Origin of the sequence: Catenulispora rubra (assembly GCF_015356825.1) — a bacterium.
GTDB lineage: Bacteria > Actinomycetota > Actinomycetes > Streptomycetales > Catenulisporaceae > Catenulispora > Catenulispora rubra.
The window spans coordinates 1-18,459 of sequence record NZ_JAACYW010000028.1 but is presented as its reverse complement, the minus strand read 5'-3'; the positions used below and the strand labels follow the sequence as shown (position 1 = coordinate 18,459).

Sequence of the window (18,459 nt, the reverse complement as noted above, 5' to 3'; positions counted from 1 at the left end):
CCGATCTGCCGAGGTCAGGCCGCGCTCAGGGCGCGCTCAGCCCACGAAAGCGCACCGCATTCCTCATATCAACGACGGGATTCGGTGAGCCGCCGCAACGACATCTCGCGATTGGCGATCGTCTGCTCCCGGTGCGGTTCCGGCAGGTCCGGCATCTCCAGCAACATGTCGCAGGCCCGCACCGACCCGAGGAAGTCGTCGACCCAGTACGCGCTGATGGAGAGCTCGAACAGCAGCCCCCACCGGTACACCCATGGCCGTACGAACAACACGTCGTCCGGTTGCGGCTCGCCGATCCCGGCGCTCGCAAACGAGTAAGCAGCCTGATACTGCGACCGCAGCCTCAGCCGCGAGGTGAGCTCGTACAGCGCCTCCAGCCGCTGCGGCCGGTACTCCCAGGCCTGGACGAAGGCGTCCATCGCGCGCGGCCAGTCGCCCACGTCTGCGGTCAGCTCCGCGATCTGCAACAGCGAGAAGTAGAGCTCCTCGGGCCAGCCGCCCATCTCCACGCGCCGCCGGTACAAGGCGATCGCCGCCTCGCGCTCGCCGAGATCGCGCCGCGTCTGCGCCAGGTAGAACACCGTGCGGGTGTTGCCCGGATCCCGTTCGAGGTCCGCGGACAGCAGGCGGATGTCGCGCTCGTACTTGTCGGCGCGCGAGCCGCCGTCGGCGAAGTGCTCGACCACCAGCTCGTCGAGGTGGAGTTCGTGGAGTTCGTGGAGTTCCCGGGTGGTGTGGGCGGCGTGGTCGGCACGGTCGGCGGTGAGGTATTCGTGGGTGGAGCCGACGTAGCGCCACGGCAGGTCGCCGCGGACCAGCCGCTTGTTGCGGTACTCCTGGTCGCCGCCGTGCCGGATCAGGTACGAGTCCGCGGTCAGCTCCGGCAGTTCGCCGTGCAGGCGCAGGACCATGTCGGCGTCGATCAGGAGCAGGTAGTCGGCCTTGCCCCGGGCGTGTTCGAGGTTCAGCGAGCGGTTGTGGCCGAAGTCGCGCCACGGATCCTCGTGCAGCTCGCCGGGGACGTCCGCCATCACCGCGCGGACCAGGTCCCGGGTGCCGTCGGTCGATCCGGTGTCCGAGACGACCCAGTAGTCGACGAGCCCGCGCACCGAGGCCAGGCAGCGTTCGATGACCGCGGCCTCGTTCTTCACGATCATGCACAGGCAGATCGACGCGCGCCGGGTGAGGCGGAACGCCGCCGCCGTGTCGGCCAGGCCCCGTTCCTCGGGGGTCGCCGCCCCGGCCAGGCCGTCGGGCCTGGGCCCCGGCAGGATCGACGGCAGCTGCGCGGGTGTCGGCTGGCTCACGGCGGCATCCCTTCAGGCGGGCGGTATGTCCGTTACGCGCACATACCGTAGCGCTCCGCCATCCGGGAAATGCGCAGGACGACGCCTCCCCGCGTGCTGGGGCGTGTCGCGGAATCAGGAACTGAACGACGCGTACAACGCGTCCAGCGCCTCGTCCATCGCGGCCTTGTCGGGCGTCGTGCACCGGTAGTTCAGCCCTCTGATCCAGACCAGCAGATCGTCCTCGGGCGCCAGGCCGTGCACCCGGACGTAGTACGTGAGCGTGTCGCTCCAGATCCACGTGCCGTCGGTCCGGAACGAGGCGCCGACGACCTTGCCGCGCGACGGATCGAGCTTGTCCGGGCTCAGGGCCGTGGTCATCAGGATCGGCGCGCCGGCCGCCAGGAACGCGGCGACGCGCTCGCGTTCACTGTCTTCGAGAACCGGGCCGACGATGCCGCTGTCCACCGGGACTTGGGCGATACGCACAGGGGATCGCCCCCCATGTGCGATATCCAGCTTCTCAGGCATCGGCGACGTCCGCTCCTCGTTCCATCCGCCGCAGGTGCGCGAGCAGATCCGGATGCGGCGCGAGCTGGTACTCGGCCAGGTAATACGCGGCCGACGCGCGCCAGATCCACTCCCCGTCGGTCCGGTGCTCCTGCGGGACGATGTGCCCGCGGTCCGGATCGATCACGTCCTCGGCCGCCGCGACGTTCGACACCACGACGTCCCCGGACATCATCCGCGCGGCCAGGCGATCGCATTCGGCCCGGTCGGGCAGCCGCACGTGGTCGGCGCTGAAGCGCGGCACGCCGTCGTCGTCGGCGAAGTCGTAGACGCCGGTGGTCCGGATGCCGCCGGTGTGCGGCGACTCCTCCAGCGTGGCGATCCACAGCGGGTCGGCGTCCTTCAGCGCGGCCAGGTGGAACTCCGGCAGGGCCTCGCCGCTCCAGAACACCTCGACCTGCGCGGGTCCGGCCGGGGCCTGCGCCAGCTGCGCGTCGAGGGCGACGTCCCAGGCAGCCGACCCCGGATCGACCTCGATCAGGAACACCGGGATCACGGCCGCGCCGCCGCCCCGCCAGGCCCGCCACACCTGCATCACGCCCGGCTGCGAGGCCATCATCAGCACCAGCGTGGGACCGGCGTCCAAGCCCTGGTCCGGGGCCGGGGCCGGACGGAGGTCGAAGGCGGTCACCGGCTTCGGGGGGTCGGTGACGCTGACCGGGACCCGGTCCAGCGCCGACAGGTCCAGTCCCGGTTCCGCGATCTGCCGGGGAATCTCGCGCAGCAGCGCGACTTCCGCCGAGGTCAGCGCCAGGTTGGATGAGGCCAGGACCGAGACGAGCCCGACGGAGAACGCCGCCAACTCGCCCTCGGCCAGCGAACGCCGCAGCCCGGCCAGCCGCTCGGCGGGCAGGTCCGCGGCCAGCCGCAGCAGCAACCGGTGCAGCCGGGTCATCGTGGCCCAGACCTCCCCGGACCACTGGAACCACTCGGTCACCCGGGCGGCCCGCTCGCGGTCGACCGCCGCGCCGAACACCGACGCGCCCCGCGCCGGCAGCTCGGGCCGGGCCCACAGCCGCAGCGACCCGGCCAGCGCAGCCTGCTGATATCCGCTCTGCGGCTCGCCGGTCCAGTACGCCTCGATCTGCGGTGCTCCCTCGCCCCGCGCCTGAAGCGCCCGCCCCGCCTCGGCCGCCAGCCGCCACAGCTCGGCGCCGGACGCGGCCTCCAGGAGATACACGCGCCGGTCTCCGTGGCCGGTCCCGGATCTCGTCGACCGACGGATCGCCACGACCTTCGGATCGCGGAACACCGACGCGACCATCGCCCGGTCGAGGTCGTCGGCGATCGCGGGCGGTCCGGTCCGGAAAGCCAAGGCAGGAGGCAGTTGCGCGGCGGCGTCAGAGATCTGGAGCCCGGAGGGAAGCCCGGGTCGGCGGCCGGGAGCGGCCGGGAGCGCGGCGAGCGCCTCGGCCTCCTGCGGCGTCACGCCCACCCCGAGCGTCATCGCGGCGTTGACGACGACCTCGGCGAGCCCGACGACGTCCTCCTGGCCGAGCCACTCCCGGGCCTGCGTGATCAGCGGATCGGGCAGCCGTCCGGCCAGCCCCGAGACCAGCCGGTGGACGCGGGCCAGCATCCGCCACCGGTCGGCGGCCGTGCTTCCGCTCGCGCTGTCCGCGGGTTCCTGCTCGGTCATGGATCAGCCCTCCTCCATGACGATGATCTCGCATCCATCGGGCAGACCGGGCACTCGCGCCAGGATCGCGGCGATCCGCTCGGGATCGGTGACCCGGTGGGTCCGGGCGCCGGGCGGGAACACGTACTCGCGGGTGCCCCGGTAGACCGTGAACGGCGACAGGTCGCGGGCGTTCTTGCCGGTGAGTTCGTACAGCACCAGGATTGGCGTCCCGCTGCCGGGATTGGTCTCCATGAAGTGGACCGCCGTGGCCAAGTCCGGGCTGAGGCTGAACACCTGCCGGGTGGTGGCCTGGTCGCCGTAGCGTCCCCGGCTCAGCAGGTTGACCTTGTCGCCGCGGAAAACCAGCATCGGGTGCTCCGGACTGCCCATCGCCGGCAGCTGGTGCAGCGCCTCCATGAACATGTCGGTGTGGACGCGGATCTCGTCGAACAGCGCGGGCAGCCGCTCGTTCACCTGCTCCTTGATGCCGGTCCAGGCGTAGGCCCGCTCGTCGGACGCGCCGTCGATCCACAGCTGGGCCTCGGGAGTCAGCGGGGAGTTCTTGTTCAACGGCTCGGGACCGGTGTGGACGATCGGTCGCAGGGAGATCGGCAGCCGGCCCGGGTTCTCACCCTTGGCGAGGGCTGACAAGTAGCGCTCGACGGAGACCCGCGCCGTGTGGCCGAACTCGGTGCGCATCAGCCGGTCCGAAACGGACGCCGGCAGCGATCCGGTGAACGAGTCCATGGTCAGAGCGTGGTTGATGGCTGTGTGGCTGTGCGTGGTGTAGACGGCCAGCGCGGTCAGATGCGCCTCGGACAGCCCGGCGACGGCCGCGCGCACGGATTCGGGGTCGTTCGGGTCGATGCCGTTGCGCTCGGCCCAGGCGTGCAGCGTGTACTCAGGGATGTGCGCGGCTGGCGGCGTGTGCTCCGGGAGCCGGCTGGCCGGCGGCTCGCCGTCGGTGATGTGCCCGTCGGACAGCTGCTGCCAGATCTCGTGGACCAGCTCGTTCAGCTCGGGCTCGTCGGCTCGGTTGTGCTGGGCCTCGGTGAACCCCTGGGGATCCGTGGCCAGGTGTTGGTAGTGGGTCTGGTGCGGCAACGGGACGTCCGGGGCCAGCCCGGACTCGCCGTGCCAGTCCAGGACCCGCCGGTAGAACTCCACCGGGTCCACGCCGTCGCGGATCCGGCCGCCGGCCAGCGGTCCGCTCCGGGCGATCTGTGCGCCGAGCGCCATCTCGTAGAGCGAGTGGTCCCGGCCCGGCAGCATCCAGGCCATCAGGCCCTTGAGGAACTGGTCCCGCTGCGCCGGATCCAGGCCCAGCAACTCGGCCGAGGTGAGCATCTTCGTGGTGGTCAGGGAGATGCCGTCGGCCGTGGGCAGGCCGGCTTCTTCGGTCGCGTCGGTCCAGGCGCTCTTGGTGTCGTGGACCGTGACGCCTTCGCGCCAGGGCAGTTTGGCGTTCGGGTCGTCGACCGGCAGGTCCATGTGCTGCTGGACGAAGTCGCGGGAGAGCCGGCCCAGAGGAGCGCCGAGGTCTTCGTAGTGCTGCGCGGTGCGTGCCAACGCTTCCTGCTCGGTCTTCGGGCGGTCGTTCCGACCCTTCTGGCTCTGGATCGTGGCCAGCTGGTTCTCGACCGGGTGGTCGGAGGTGAGGATCACGTTGCCGGTGGCCACCGGGTCGCGGTCGAAGCGGTGGCCGCCGGCTCCGAGGAGCTTCTCTCCCAGGGGCCCGGCTTCGAAGGCGCCGAGCGCGCGCCGCAGCGGGCTGTTGAGCTGGCGGTAGCGGGCTCGCAGGCTCTCGATGTTCACGCCGGCGTCTTGAAGCCGGTTCCAGTCCCCGGCGTCGGCGACCCGGATGATGGCGTTCTTGAAGACCTCCGGGCGGTCGTAGTTCATGTAGAAGGCGTTGTAGAGGGCTGTCATGGTCTCCCGGACATCGCCCTGCTCCAGGATCGTGTCGACCGAGACGTGTGTGCCGACGTTGCCCGCGTTCCCCGCCTTGTCGCTGAGGAAGAGGCTGTCGATCCGGTGCTCGAAGGCGCTCTGGGACTCGTCCGGCAGCTTGTCGTTGAGTGCGCGCAGGGCTGTGCGCAGGTCTCGCAGGGCACTGCGAGTCTGGTCCAGGACCGCAGGGTCTTTGAAGTCGAAGGCGCCCAGCTTCTGTTCGAAGCCGGTGGATTCCTGGAGCGAGCCCTCGCGGTCGATGCGCCGCAGCTCTTTGAAGCCCCAGGGCGCCGGCTGTTTGTCCCCGGCCAGCTGGAGGACGTCGCCAGTCGGATCGAACTGCGCCGAGGGCGGACGGAGCGGGTCGCCGGGCGGCAGGTCGCGGGTCTCGACGCGGCCGTCGGAGGTCGGGTGCGTGAGCTTCCAGCTGCCGTCGCCGGCCAGGTGCCCGGTGCCGGTGCCGTCGTCGACCAGGTCCGGGCGCGGGCCGTGTGCGCTGTCGACCTGGTGGGCCGTCGCGACGACGTTCCCCCGGTGGTCCATCCAGACCGGCGCGTCGGCGGCGATGACATCGTGCCCTGACACCCGGGCCAGCTCGGCCGCGCCGCCGGCGGCCTCGCAGCCGTAGAGCCGGATCGGGACGTCCTTCGGCACGTCCGCGAGATGGTCGGCGAGCTCGGAGAACGGCAGGTGCATGCCGTCGACGACGATGCCGTCCGCGTCGGAGTGGGCGAAGATCGTGAAGGCGCCGGAGTGGGGGTCTGCGGAGGCGGCCATCTGGCGCAGGATGTCGCCGTTGGTGTCGAGGGTGCTCACGACGAGGCCGGATTCTGTGGTGTCCAGCCGGACTTGCGCGCTGTGCTCACCGTTGGTGACGGTCAGCAGGTGGTGGTCACCTTCGGGGGTGACGGAGGTGATGTGTGGGGAGCGGTCGGGGAGGTTGGGGCCGCCGCCACCGAAATCCGAGCGCCCGCCGCCGTTTCCGCCGTGGCTGCCTGCCGTCGTGAACGCCGCAGCATGGACGGCGCCGATGCCTACCAGTTCTCGCTGCTGTGCCTCGGTATTGAGTTGGGATTCGAAGCGTTGGGCTTGATCGCTGAGCGCCTGCGTGGCCTGCTGGTGCTCGGCGGCGTATTGCTGTTGGTACCGTTCCAGGTCGTTCTGGCCGTGGAAGGTCGCGTCCTGTGTGATGTCGCCGGGCACAGCTGTGGGATCGCTGATCCCGCCGGCAGCGCGGCTGTGCGCGGCGGCCATGTCGGCCGGTGCGCCTTGCGGACGCAGGAAGTCGTTGAGCGGCTGGACGCCCTGGAACGAGCCGTCCGCGTTGAACACGGCCTGGTGGCCCGGCGGGATCGGGTTGTCGCCGGGGTAGGTGTAGACCTCCCGCAGCTGCCCGGTGTCGTAGTTGTAGGCCGCGGCCTCGTTGGCGCCCAGCGGACGGTTGAAGCCCGGCGGCACGGTCTGCCCGTCGCCGGAGACCACGACCACCGGGTCCTTGCCCTGTTGGAAGACGTGCGAGGCCCCGGGATCGACGGGGCGCATGGCCGGGTCGTAGACCGGCGCGGAGTTGGGGGCAGAGTCCGGGGCCGAGTCGGGCGTCGGGTCGTTGCGGACTGCCGTTCCCTGGTACTGGCCGTTCGAGTCGTAAAGCTCTGATGTTCCTGCGGGCAGCGGGCCTTTGTCGCCGCCGTGCGAAACGATGCCGGTCGGCTCGTACGCGCCGCCGCCCTCCGAGGGCGCGTACGTGACGCTGCCGGTCGGGCTGCCGCCGCGGTCGAGCGTTTGCGCGCGCACCGCCTGGTAGTCCGTCGTGGTGCCGTTCTTGTCGCTGACGGTCAGGGTCCCGGTCTCGCCGTCGAAGCTGCCGCGTCCGAGGCGGGTCGGCGGCTGGGAGGGGTCCGACCCGGTGCGGTAGACGGTCAGGCCGTTCGCGCCGTTCGGGTCGATCGCGCCGCCGTAGCGGTGCAGCAGCAGGTTGTCGCCGCCGGTGGTGTCGATCGTCATGCGCGGGGCGGTGATCTGGTCCTTCGCGAGGTCCTTGGCGCCGTGGATCCCGCTCTGGAACATGCCCTGCAGGAAGGACTTCTGCCAGTTCGCGAACGGACCCTGCTCACCGGCCGCCCAGTTCTTGGCGCCGAGGTCCTGGATCCCCTGGTCGGCGTAGTAGGTCGCCGCGTTGCCGCCGACCATCGACGCGCCGCCGTAGAGCATGCCGGCGCCCTTGCGGACGAACGGGTTGTTCGTGAAGGAGTTGTCGAGCAGGGGCTTGGCGAAGGCCGGCATCGCCAGGTCGAACCGCTTGGCGAACTGCCCGCCGAGGCCCGGCAGCGCGAACAGGCCGCCGAGCAGGAGGCCGTGCTCGAAGTCGTGCAGCAGCAGCGAGCCGTCGTAGTCGCCCCAGCCCCGGTGGCCCTCGACCATCTGGACCGTCTCGGAGATCAGGTCCGGCAGCAGGGTGAACGCCAACGCTTCTATCAGGCCCTTGATGAGCATCCGCAGCGCGCTCTGGGCCGCCCAGCGCTCGGCCGCCACCTGCACCGCGACCAGCGGGGTGTCCAGGCCGAAGGTGGCTGCGATCTCCGCGAGCGCTTCGAGGATCTGGATGTAGAGGATGACCGCGACGACGTTCTCGGAGATCTTCGTCGCCTCGATCTGCAGGGCGGCGGCGTCGGCGTAGTTGGCCATCGCGGCGCACTGGCCGGCCAGCTGCTCCAGGATGCCGTTGCCCTGGACGTACTTCGACCAGTAGTTGTTGAACTCGTCGCAGGACACCGACGTGATCGCGGAGTTGACCTTCGAGACCACGTCGTTGCCGTAGCCGGCGGCGTTCAGCAGCGAGTCGCACGCCTCCTGCCAGGCCTCACCGCAGCGGCGCAGGGCGTCCTCGTCGCCCGCCGGCCAGGACAGCCCCAGCATCTCCTGGGCCCAGCCCCAGGGTGGGACGAACTGCGGGACGGACATGGCCTGGCCCCTCCCTAAGCCTTCTCTACGCTTTGGTAGCTCTTGGCCCAGCTGGCGGTGGCGTCGGCCATCGCGGACACGCCGCCGTCGACCGCGTCCATCTGCTCCAGCGACTTCATCGCCGGTTCGACATAGGTCTTGGCGATCTGCGCGCCGACCTCGTCGTTGCCCCAGCACGTGCCCTCGGCGTTGAGCTTGGCCAGCAGCGTCGTCTGTATCGCGCGCACCTGGTCGGCGACCGCGGCGAACTCGGCGCCGTTGGTCTGGACCTCGCTGGGGACGACGGTGAATCCTCCGCCGGTCACAGGTTCCCCTCCTTGAGCCGGTCGAGCCAGTCGCCGAGATCCAGGTCCGAGGACGGCAGCCGCGAGGGCCGCGGCGGCTGCGCGTCGCCGCGCAGGTACGCCTCGACGTCGAAGTCGCGGCCGAGCGCGGACTTCATCAGGTCGCCGACCTTCTCGCCGGCGTCGCGGTGCGCCCTTTCGCAGAGCTCGACGATCTCCTGGGCGAGTTCGGTCGGGCCGAGTTTGCGGTAGGCGCGCGGGTCGATCTCCAGGGTGCGCAGGTCGCCGTGCGGGCCGACGGTTACCCGGATGTCGTCCTCGGGGGTGCGGGCCCGGCCCTCGACGGCGGCGCTGCGCTGCTTGAAGTCGGTCACCCGGGCCTTGACGTCGTCGGCCTCGTCGAGCAGCTGCGAATACAGGGCCTTGAGTTGCGCTACAGACTGCGCGGTGGCGAATGTCGGTAACTCGCTCACGGTGCCTGCCTTCCGCCAAGTGGTGGAGCCGAGCCCGGCGCCGCCTGCGACGTCTTGGTGGGCGTCGCAGGCGGCGGGTCGCCGTCGGCGTTGTTCTGTCTTGATCTGTGTTCGGTATTGATCTATGCCGTCTAGGGCTCGCTACCGATGACCGGTGGGGCGGCCGAACCCTCGGCCAGACCCCACAGGTCCTCCTCTTCTGGAAGCCAGGACTTGCGGTTGCGATCTCCGTTGCCGCTGTTCATCCCCATCGGAGCCATCGGCGGCATCATCGGCATGCGGCCGGCTGTGCCGGCCTCGGCCATCGCCGCTTGTTCGCCGAGCGCGCCCTGCGCTGCTGCGGTCTCGCCGGCGGCCAGCGGCGCGCCGGAGGCTGTGGTGCCCAGGCCGCCGTTGGCGCCGGCGGTCGGTGTGCCGCCGCCGTATCCGCCGGTGCCCAGAGCTCCGAGGCCGCCGACGCCGCCGAGTCCTCCGAGGCCGCCGCCGGTCCCGGCCAGGCCGGTGGCCGCGCCGCCGGGGCCGAGGCCGCCACCGCCACCGAGCCCGCCGAGACCACCGAGCCCACCGGGTCCGCCGCCGGGCAGGCCCGAGGTCATCGTCGGGAGCTGGTTCGGGTTGAAGCCGGCGGTCTGCGTGGAGGTGTAGCCGCCCGGTGTGCCGACCGGATTCGGGAGCCCGGTCGGTGTCGGGAAGCCGCCGTTCGCGCTTCCAGGCGGGTTCGGCAGGCCGTTGTTGCCGCCGGGCAGGCCGCCGTTGCCCGGGCCCGGCAGGCCGGTGGCCGGCGGATTCGGCGTCGGCAGGTGGTAGGGCGGAGGCGTCGTCACACCGGTCGGCGTCTTCGGCAGCGGGGGCTGCTTGAGGCCGGTGGCGCCGGGGCTGCCGATCTTGCCGCCGGTGCCGAGGCCGCCGGTCCCCAGGCCACCAGCGCCCAGACCGCCTGTGCCAAGGCCGCCCTTTCCGCCGGGGCCGGTCGCGTCACCGGTCGGCGGCTTCAGGGCCTTGTCCGGCTGCGGGAGCGGCGGGAACTGGGACCGGGCGTCGGTGAAGTGCTGCCCGGTGATCGTCATCAGGTCCTGCAGATGCGTGCCGTACTGCTGCCAGAAGTGCTGCTGGAGGTACCCGGCCGTGAAGACGCTGGGGTCCTTCTCGGTGACCATGTTGTTGCCGTCGGCCGAGTCGAAGACCGTGATCTTCTGGACCTGCGGGTAGGTGTCGTTCGGGTTGTAGGAGCACCACACCAGGCCCGAGTAGCCGTAGTCGCCGGAGCCGTTCTGGTTCGGCGCGTACAGGTCGAAAGTGCTGGCTATGTACGGGTTCGACGGGTCCGCGTGCATGTTCTGCGCCGGGATGTAGATCATGGCGCTGACGCTCATCGGCCCGGACTGGTCCGAGTAGCTGGTGTACTGCTCGCTCTGCTGGGTCTGGACCCAGATGCAGTTGGCCGGCAGCCAGGTCGAGACGATTGTCGCCATGGCGTTCGGCACCACCGCCTTGCTGCCCGAACTCGGGGTGCCCCAGGCGTCGAAGATCGGCTGGAAGGCGGTTTTGCTCTTGCCGAGGTTGCCGGCCAGGCCCGCCAGCACGGTCTGGATCTTCGGCATGGTCTGCGCGATCTGGTCCCCGTACGCGGCGGTCGCCGTGGCCTTGGTCCCGTAGTCGCTGGCCGCCGCTCCGGTCCACTTCAGGTCGCCGGTGTTGGCGCTGATCAGGCCAGCCATCGAGGTCGGCGTCGCCGGATCGCTGACCGTCTGCTGCAGGACGCCGGCGTTGATCCTCCAGTTCTGCGCCACGGTGTTGAGCTGGCCGATGTAGTCGTCGATCGGGGTGGACTTGCCGTTGGGCCGGAAGATCGCCTCGATCTGCTGGTTGGCCAGCGCGGCGTTGGCCGCCGACGGAGCTGTGCTGGTCGAGCGGCTGGGGCTGTAGGTGGGACCCGGGTCGGGGCGGCTCACTTCGCGCCTCCCGTCTGGGTCGGCGTGGTGCCGGTCGTGCCGGTCGTGCCGGTTGTGCCAGTCGTTCCAGTTGTCCCGGTGGTTCCGGTGGTTCCGGTCGTCGTCCCGGTCGGGCCGGTGAGCACCTGGTTGAGCCGTTCGTTGATGACGCTCGCGCCGGCCTTCTCCAGATCCGCCGCGCTCTGGTAGTTGGTCGTCGTCCACTGTGCGACGTCGGACAGCGCGGTCACGTGCGTGACCAGCAGCTGCATGCCCGCGTTCGGCTGCGGGCCGACCAGCTGGTCGAGCACTGACGTGTAGTAGTCCCCGAACGTGCCGGCGTCGGGGAACGCCACACCGTTGGCGAACTGCAACGGTGTGCTGCAGTCCTTCTGCAGCGAGCTCAGCGACGTGATGACCGCGGGCAGGCCGCTTCCGGCCCCCGCCCCCGGCCCCCCGCCGGCCAGCCTCTGCAGTGCGGTGAATTCCGCGGTGATGTCACCGTCGGGGCTGCCGCCGGTCACCTTTCCACCTCACTTCCGGCTCCTCTGTCGACGTGCTGGACCCGCCGGTCTACTGACCGCCCCACAGGGAGATGTTCTGGGCCTCGATCTCCTGGTAGAGCTCCTGCGTCTGGTTGCCGTGGCTCTGCACTTCGCTGAGGATCGTGCTCATCCGCTCGAACTGACCGTTCCACTTGCGGTGCACGTCGTCGTAGCCCAGCTTCGCGATGCCGTTCCAGAGCTCGGTGTTGCTTTGCAGCGTGGTGGTCAGGTCCTCGATCAGCTGCCGACCCGCGGTGTTGATGGCGGTCAGCTCGGTGACGAAGTCCGAGATCGTCGCGTACTGGATGTTCATGAAGTCCGGGTTGCCCACGGTGTTCCCCGCCTTTCGAATGGAATGGAAGAAGCCTGCCTGCCGCGAACCGGAGAACCGGCCCGGCGGAATCGTCAGCCCTGGCCGCCGAGAAGACTCGACAGGCGCTTCACACCCGCGGTCTCGTTCTCGATGCTGACCGCGTAGTTCCGCTGGTTGGCACCCATGTTGTGCAGGATGTTCTCCAGATCGCGGACCATGGACTGGTACTCGTTGTGGAACTCCAGCATGACCTCGCGCATCAGGTCCGCCCCCTGCGACTGCCAACCCCCGTGGGTGGCATCCCGGGCCGCGTCCAGGCGGCTCGCCAGGTTCTGCAGGTTGTCGATCGCGTCCTGGATCGCGGTCTGCCCCGACTGCATCCCATGGAGATCCGCTCCGACCAGGCCGCTCGCACCGTCGCTCATGTCGCCTCCTCGATTACGAACCAGACCGGCGCACGCCGTTCCATTTGCTCAATACCATACGAGGCCACAGGCGTCTGAGTCGCCCTACAGGGCGTTGATATTCGTGCGGCGACGCGGGTGTAACCGGTTTCGGGCGGCGATCGGCGAGAGCCGGCGTCTTGGAGCGACGGGACAGACCGGCCCTACGATCCCGAGCCACTCGCCCCAGGCCCCGGCGGCACAACCGCCTCCCGCGCGGCATCCGCGGTCAGTGCCGGGCCGTCGGGCAACAGATCCAGCATCATCTGCGGGACCGTGACCGGGACCACCGCAGCGTAGCCGAGGGCCTTGAGCGTGGTCGCCGGATCTGGGCCGAGGGAGTCCTTGGCGGTGTACTCCCCGTTGCCGCTGACCAGATATACCGCCGCTGCCACACCTGCGTTCGTCCGGCTCCGCACCACAGCCGCAGTCCCGGGCGCCACATCAACGCAGTCGGCCAGGTACGTCGCGGACGGCGTCTGCGGCGGCAGGCGGTAGCAGGCCGGCTGCCCGGTCGTGGCCGGGGCGACCGACACAGACATGGTGCCGTCGGCACCGGACGTAGTCGCACCCGAAGTAGTCGCACCCGCCGTGCTTGCACAGGCTGTGGACGGACCAGCCGCCGCAGCGTTCACCAACGTCGGCGGCGTCTGCGGCCACTGCCCGTCGCCGGACGACACCGTCGCGGCGTCGCCGGACTGGCCGTTGCCGACGTCCAGCGGGGTGCCGGTCATCGGCTGCAGGTCCGAGGCCGTCGCAAGCAGCTGATACTGCAGGTTGTCGATCTGCACGAACCCCTTCACCGTGACCACGAACAGCCGCTCGGCCACGCCGTTCTGCGCCGGCACCCGCACCAGCTGCCCGACCGACACCTTCTGCCCGGTCACCGTCACGTTCGCCGGCGGCGTGCCGTTGTCCAGATGCGGCGCACGCAGCGGAGCCAGGGCACTGAGACTGTCCAGCCACGCCTGGCTCACCGGCAGCGCCTGACCCGGCGACCAGCCAAGGAAGGTGAGGACCCGGGCCGGGGTGTCGCTGTTGGCCGCCGCGGTGGGGTCGCCGATCTGGAACCGGTGGCCGTGCCAGACCAGCCAGTAACCGCCGCCGGCCTGCACCACCAGGCCCTGGTCGCCGAGCGGGGTACCGAGTGCGGCGCCGGCCGGGGTGTCGGCGGTCGCGCCGATGGTTAGGCGGGTCAGCGTCACTGGCTGGTTCTGAGCGTTGGTTCCGGGTAGCGAGCACACGGTCCATGGGCCGCCGTGCACGTTGCCGGCGCTCGGCAGATCATCGGGCGCGCCGACGATCCCGATGTCGGCGGCACGAGGAACGTCGGCCAGCGACTTCTCCGACACCGACACCGTCTTCCACCCCGACGAACCCAGCAGCAGCCGGGCCGAGGTGTAGTTCAGAATCTGGTGCAGCGCGGGTGGCGATCCGGGCGGAGCCGGCGTCGGGTCGTAGATGAAGCGGCTGCCGGTCTCCTTCGCGACGATGACCACGTTCGGGTCCCGCCACGACGCACTGTGCCCCGGACTGAGTGCGCCGAGGACTCCGGCACCGGCGGCCATCAGCGTCGCGAGCATGATGCTCGCGAAGGTCGCCGTGCTCAGCTTGCGAAGTGGTGCTTCTGGGGAGTCCGGGTCACCGCTCAGCAGCGTCGCGTGTCGCCGCCGCAGTAGGAATCGGTACGCCAGGACCTGGTCTCGTCTGCTCTGGACCGCCATGTCAGCTGCCGAGGGACCGGAAGTAGCCGAACGTTCCCAACATCAGCAGCGCCAGCGGCACAGTCGCCATGACGCCGGTCAGTTCCAGCAGGTCGGCCCAGCGCGCGAGGGTCGGGGCGAAGCGGCGTTCCGGCTGAACCGCGATCCGGCCGATGACCGCGGTCGCGAGCAGGACCACACCCACGACCACGCCGAGCCCGACATCGCCGCTGCGCCAGCGCTCTGCGACAGTGGCGGCGGTCGGTATCGCGACGGCCAGCGCGGCCCCGATCAGCCACCACCGCTGCGTGACGCCGCCGAACAGCCGCGCACGCAACGCGAGTAGAATCGCGATCACCGCGGCCAGGACCGGCGGCGTCCAGCCGGGCCAGCGCAACGCGAAGGCCGTGCACGCGGCCACCGCCAGCGCCGAGCCGGCGACCAGGGAGGTGACGAGCCGGTCGGCGGTGACGCTGCGTCCGGCCAGAGCTGCCGTGGACAGCGGGGTGCTTTGCGCACGCAGGTCTGAGGCGTTCAACGGGACTACCGCGCCGGGCAGTCCGGCGGAGCGGTAGGCGATGCGTGGTATCAGGACGCTGATGGCCAGCATCAACGCGGCCGCGAGAGCCGCGCAGCCTTCGGGATTCCAGCGCAGCGAGGCCAATGCGGCCAGCGCCACTGCGGCGGAAGTCATCGCAGGGGCCAGCAGCGTCGCGCCAGCCGGCGGCTTCTCGGGCTGTGGTCCAGCGCCGGCACCAGCACGAACGCCCGCGCCGACACCAGCCCCAGCACCAACACCAACACCAACGAACCAAGCCCCAAGCACCGAAGCCGCAAAAGCCGCCGCACCCCCGGTCGCCAAATGCGCCGCACCGACCCCGCTCAGCGCATGGTCCCCCAGCGGCGCCAGCAGCCCAGCAACCGCAGCGAACGGCACGGCCGCGACACCGAAAAAGGCTCCCGCGACGCTATCGCCGACCGCGCGCGAAAGCGCCCCCGCAGTCAGAAGCAAGGCCAGCGCGATGATCCCGGCAGTAAGCGCCGGCCCCGACCAGCTCGGGCCCGCATGCAGCAAGGGATACAGCACAACCTGCGGCAGCAGCGCGGCGCACGCCAGCGCGCACCGCCGCGTCGCCTCCGGCGTCCAGCGCCGCGTGCGGTCGCGCAGGATCGTCCCGATCCCGTCCACCGGATCGTCGAAGACGGCCTCCGGTGCGGCGGCGGCCCGGGGCCGGAAGTAGACGATGTCGCCATCCAGAATGCCGAGCCCAGCACAGGTCCCATTCGTGTCCAGCGGCGGCTCGCCGAGCCGCTGCAACGCCCACCCGCCGTGCGCCGCTCCGGCTTCGACGGCCTGCTCGCCGGTGTGCAGCAGAAGCGTCGGGACCAGCGCCGCCAGCGGGACGTCGGCCGGTACTGCGATGTCCAGCTTCATGCGCGGCGCGACCACAGTGATGCGGCAGGTCTCTGAGAAGGACAGTGCCGGGCTGCTCTCCATGGCCTAGCTCGCCCCCTGCGAATAGTCTGGGTCCGGCGACGGCCACGGTGCGCAAAACGCTGTGACCTCCCGTCGCCTCGGTACAGTAGCGGACTCCTGACTCGGCAGGAGGGGCGGCGACGCCCGGAGAGCCGCCGACCATGGGGGCAACACCTTGACGACCCGACCGTTCCACCGTCCCGCCCGGCGCCCCGGCCCCGAACGCCCCCGCGGCGATCTCCTTCTGGAGTCGCCCCCGGAACTCCCCGAGACGGTCGCGGGGAACTTCGGACAGCTGCTGGTGTACCTGCCGATGGCGGCCGGCGGCGCGGCGATGGTCTTCATGTTCGCCGGCCCCGGCGGCTCCATGGCCACGTACCTCGCCGGCGGGCTCTACGGCATGTCCACGATGGGCATGATGGTCGGGCAGCTGGGCCGTGGATCGGGGGAGAAGAAGCGGCGGCTGGAAGGCGAGCGCCGCGACTACCTTCGCTACCTTTCCCAGGCCCGGGCCCGAATTCGCGCGACGGCCTCGCGGCAGCGGGAGGCCGCGTACTGGGACAGCCCGGACCCGGACGCGTTGTGGTCGTTGGCGATGACGTCCCGGCTGTGGGAACGCCGCGCCACCGACCCCGACTTCGGCAACGTGCGCATCGCCGTCGGCCCGCAGCGGCTGGCGATGCGCCTGGTCGCCCCGGACACCAAGCCGCTGGAGGACCTGGACCCGATCGGCGCGGTGGCGCTGCGCTCCCTGATCCGCGCGCACGCCGAAGTCCCGGAGCTGCCGGTCGGCGTCGCGCTGCGGTCCTACGCGCGGATCGCGCTGCGCGGCGACGAGGTGGTCGCCCGCGATCTGGCCCGCGCGCTGCTCAGCCAGCTGACGACGTTCCACGCCCCGGCCGATCTGCGGATCGCGGTCTGCACGTCGCGGACGCGGGCCGCGGAGTGGTCGTGGGTGAAGTGGCTCCCGCACGCGCAGCATCCGACGCTGGTCGACGGCGCGGGCCCGGTGCGCATGGTCGCCGAGGACCTCGGCGACCTGGAGGAGATGCTGGGCGGCGACCTGGCAGAGCGGCCGCGGTTCCGGCCCGGCGGGTCCGGGCATCCGGAGGCGGCGCAGTGGGTGGTCGTGCTCGACGGCGGCCGAGTGCCGCCGGAGACGCAGCTGGCGATCGGGGACGCCGCAGGCGTGATGTTGCTGGATCTGACCGGCGCGACGTCGCGAGACGGGGACCGGAATCTGTTGCGGTTGCAGGCAGATGCCGATGGTGTCGGGCTGCTGCGACGCAATGCCGACGGTACTGACGACGTGCAGCCGATCGGGCGTCCGGATCGGTTGTCGGTGGATCAGGCCGAGGCTTTGGCTCGGGTGTTGGCGCGGGTTCGGATCGGGAGCGGCGCTGCGCTTCCGGAACCGCTGGACGCGACCTGTGATCTGCCTACGTTGCTCGGCTTGTACGACCTGGATTCCTACGATCCCGAGGAGTTCTGGCGGCACCGCACTGCGCGGGATCGGCTGCGGCTTCCTATAGGTGTCGGTGCCGATGGCGCGCCGGTGGAGCTGGATATCAAGGAGTCGGCGCAGGGCGGTGTCGGGCCGCACGGACTGATCATCGGGGCGACCGGGTCGGGGAAGAGCGAGCTGCTGCGGACGCTGGTCCTCGGGCTGGCGGTGATGCATTCGTCGGAGACGTTGAACTTCGTGCTCGTCGACTTCAAGGGCGGCGCGACGTTCCTGGGGTTGGAGCGGTTGGCGCACACCTCGGCGCTGATCACGAACCTGTCCGAGGAGCTGCCGCTCGTCGCGCGTATGGAGGATGCGCTGCGAGGGGAGCTGGTGCGGCGGCAGGAGCTGTTGCGGTCGGCGGGGAACTTCACTTCGGTCTACGACTACGAGCGGGCTCGGGCGCAGGGTGCGCTGCTGGAGCCGTTGCCGACGTTGTTGGTGGTCGTCGACGAGTTCAGCGAGTTGTTGTCGACGCGGCCGGAGTTTGCCGAGCTGTTCGTGATGATCGGGCGGCTCGGGCGGAGTCTCGGGGTGCATCTGTTGCTGGCGTCGCAGCGGCTTGAGGAGGGCAAGCTGCGCGGGCTGGAGACGCACCTTTCGTATCGCATCTGCCTGCGGACGTTCTCGGCTATGGAGAGCCGGATGGTGATCGGGGTGGCGGACGCTTATGAGCTGCCCGGGGAGCCGGGGCATGGGTTTGTGAAGTCTGATGTGTCCACGTTGACGCGGTTCAAGGCGGCCTATGTGTCCGGGGCGCATCAGCGGCGGAGCGGGTCGGTGATGCGGGAGGCGGTGCGGGAGTCGCGGATTGTGCCGTTCGGGACTTCTTGGATCGATCCGGCTGTGCCGGTTGCGGGGCCTGCTCCGTCAGACCCGGTCGCTTCGGGTTCCGGGTCCGGCACCGGCACCGGCTCCGACGCGCGGGCGCCGCGGATGTTCGACGTCTTGCTCGACCGGATCCAGGGGCACGGACGTCCCGCGCATCGGGTGTGGCTGCCGCCGTTGGACGTCCCGGTGACGTTGGGCGAGCTGGTCGGTCCGGTCGTCGAGGACCCGGAGCACGGTCTGCTCGCGCTGGATTCGCCGTGGCGGGGGACGTTGTGCGCGCCGGTGGGTGTCGAGGATCGGCCGTTCGAGCAGCGGCGTGATCCGCTGGTGGTGGATCTGTCCGGGGCCGGCGGGCACGTGGCGATCGTCGGTGCGCCGTTGAGCGGGAAGAGCACGCTGCTGCGGACGCTGATCAGCTCGCTGGCTTTGACGCATACGCCGGCCGAGGTGCAGTTCTACTGCCTGGACTTCGGCGGTTCTCTGGGAGCGTTGGAGGGGCTGCCGCACGTCGGCAGTGTGGCGTCGCGGTTGCGGCCGGAGGCGGTGCGGCGGACGGTCGCCGAGGTC

The 18,459-nt window shown here is 70.5% G+C and carries 13 protein-coding genes; 1 reads left to right on the top strand and 12 read right to left on the bottom strand.

Going from position 1 to position 18,459, the window contains the following annotated elements:
* Positions 1-68 precede the first annotated feature (68 nt).
* From GWK61_RS10890 to eccD, 12 genes are all read right to left on the bottom strand, one after another.
* A complete protein-coding gene (locus GWK61_RS10890) occupies positions 69-1,307 on the bottom strand; it encodes a tetratricopeptide repeat-containing glycosyltransferase (RefSeq protein WP_194908039.1) in 1,239 nt (412 codons plus the stop codon).
* Positions 1,308-1,421: 114 nt separating this feature from the next.
* A complete protein-coding gene (locus GWK61_RS10885) occupies positions 1,422-1,775 on the bottom strand; it encodes a hypothetical protein (protein ID WP_194908037.1) in 354 nt (117 codons plus the stop codon).
* Between the two features lie 34 nt (positions 1,776-1,809).
* Positions 1,810-3,495, bottom strand: a complete 1,686-nt coding sequence (locus GWK61_RS10880; RefSeq protein ID WP_194908035.1) for a hypothetical protein — start codon at positions 3,493-3,495, stop codon at positions 1,810-1,812.
* A gap of 3 nt (positions 3,496-3,498) precedes the next feature.
* Positions 3,499-8,388 carry a WXG100-like domain-containing protein gene (locus GWK61_RS10875; protein WP_194908034.1) on the bottom strand — a complete coding sequence of 1,630 codons (4,890 nt, stop codon included), beginning with the start codon at positions 8,386-8,388 and terminating at the stop codon, positions 3,499-3,501.
* 14 nt (positions 8,389-8,402) lie between these two features.
* Positions 8,403-8,693: a hypothetical protein gene (locus tag GWK61_RS10870; protein WP_194908032.1), complete on the bottom strand. Its 291-nt coding sequence runs from the start codon at positions 8,691-8,693 to the stop codon at positions 8,403-8,405.
* Positions 8,690-9,145 (bottom strand): YbaB/EbfC family nucleoid-associated protein, encoded by a 456-nt coding sequence (locus GWK61_RS10865; protein ID WP_194908029.1) that lies wholly within the window; start codon positions 9,143-9,145, stop codon positions 8,690-8,692. Before GWK61_RS10865 ends, GWK61_RS10870 begins: the two co-directional genes overlap by 4 nt.
* Positions 9,146-9,276: 131 nt before the next feature.
* A complete protein-coding gene (locus GWK61_RS10860) occupies positions 9,277-11,097 on the bottom strand; it encodes a hypothetical protein (RefSeq protein WP_194908026.1) in 1,821 nt (606 codons plus the stop codon).
* Positions 11,094-11,600: a hypothetical protein gene (locus GWK61_RS10855; RefSeq protein ID WP_194908023.1), complete on the bottom strand. Its 507-nt coding sequence runs from the start codon at positions 11,598-11,600 to the stop codon at positions 11,094-11,096. Before GWK61_RS10855 ends, GWK61_RS10860 begins: the two co-directional genes overlap by 4 nt.
* Positions 11,601-11,649: 49 nt before the next feature.
* Complete coding sequence (locus GWK61_RS10850) at positions 11,650-11,952, bottom strand: WXG100 family type VII secretion target (protein ID WP_194908022.1); 303 nt, start codon at positions 11,950-11,952, stop codon at positions 11,650-11,652.
* Positions 11,953-12,026: 74 nt separating this feature from the next.
* Positions 12,027-12,359 carry a WXG100 family type VII secretion target gene (locus tag GWK61_RS10845; RefSeq protein WP_194908020.1) on the bottom strand — a complete coding sequence of 111 codons (333 nt, stop codon included), beginning with the start codon at positions 12,357-12,359 and terminating at the stop codon, positions 12,027-12,029.
* A 182-nt stretch (positions 12,360-12,541) separates the two neighbouring features.
* Positions 12,542-14,101, bottom strand: coding sequence for a type VII secretion protein EccB (eccB, locus tag GWK61_RS10840; RefSeq protein ID WP_194908011.1), 1,560 nt, complete (start codon positions 14,099-14,101; stop codon positions 12,542-12,544).
* 1 nt (position 14,102) lies between these two features.
* On the bottom strand, positions 14,103-15,578 hold the full coding sequence (eccD, locus tag GWK61_RS10835; protein WP_194908009.1) for a type VII secretion integral membrane protein EccD: 1,476 nt from the start codon (positions 15,576-15,578) through the stop codon (positions 14,103-14,105).
* 154 nt (positions 15,579-15,732) lie between these two features.
* Here eccD and eccCa point away from each other — a divergent pair.
* On the top strand, positions 15,733-18,459 hold a 2,727-nt coding region (gene eccCa, locus GWK61_RS10830; RefSeq protein ID WP_194907999.1), incomplete at its 3' end, for a type VII secretion protein EccCa.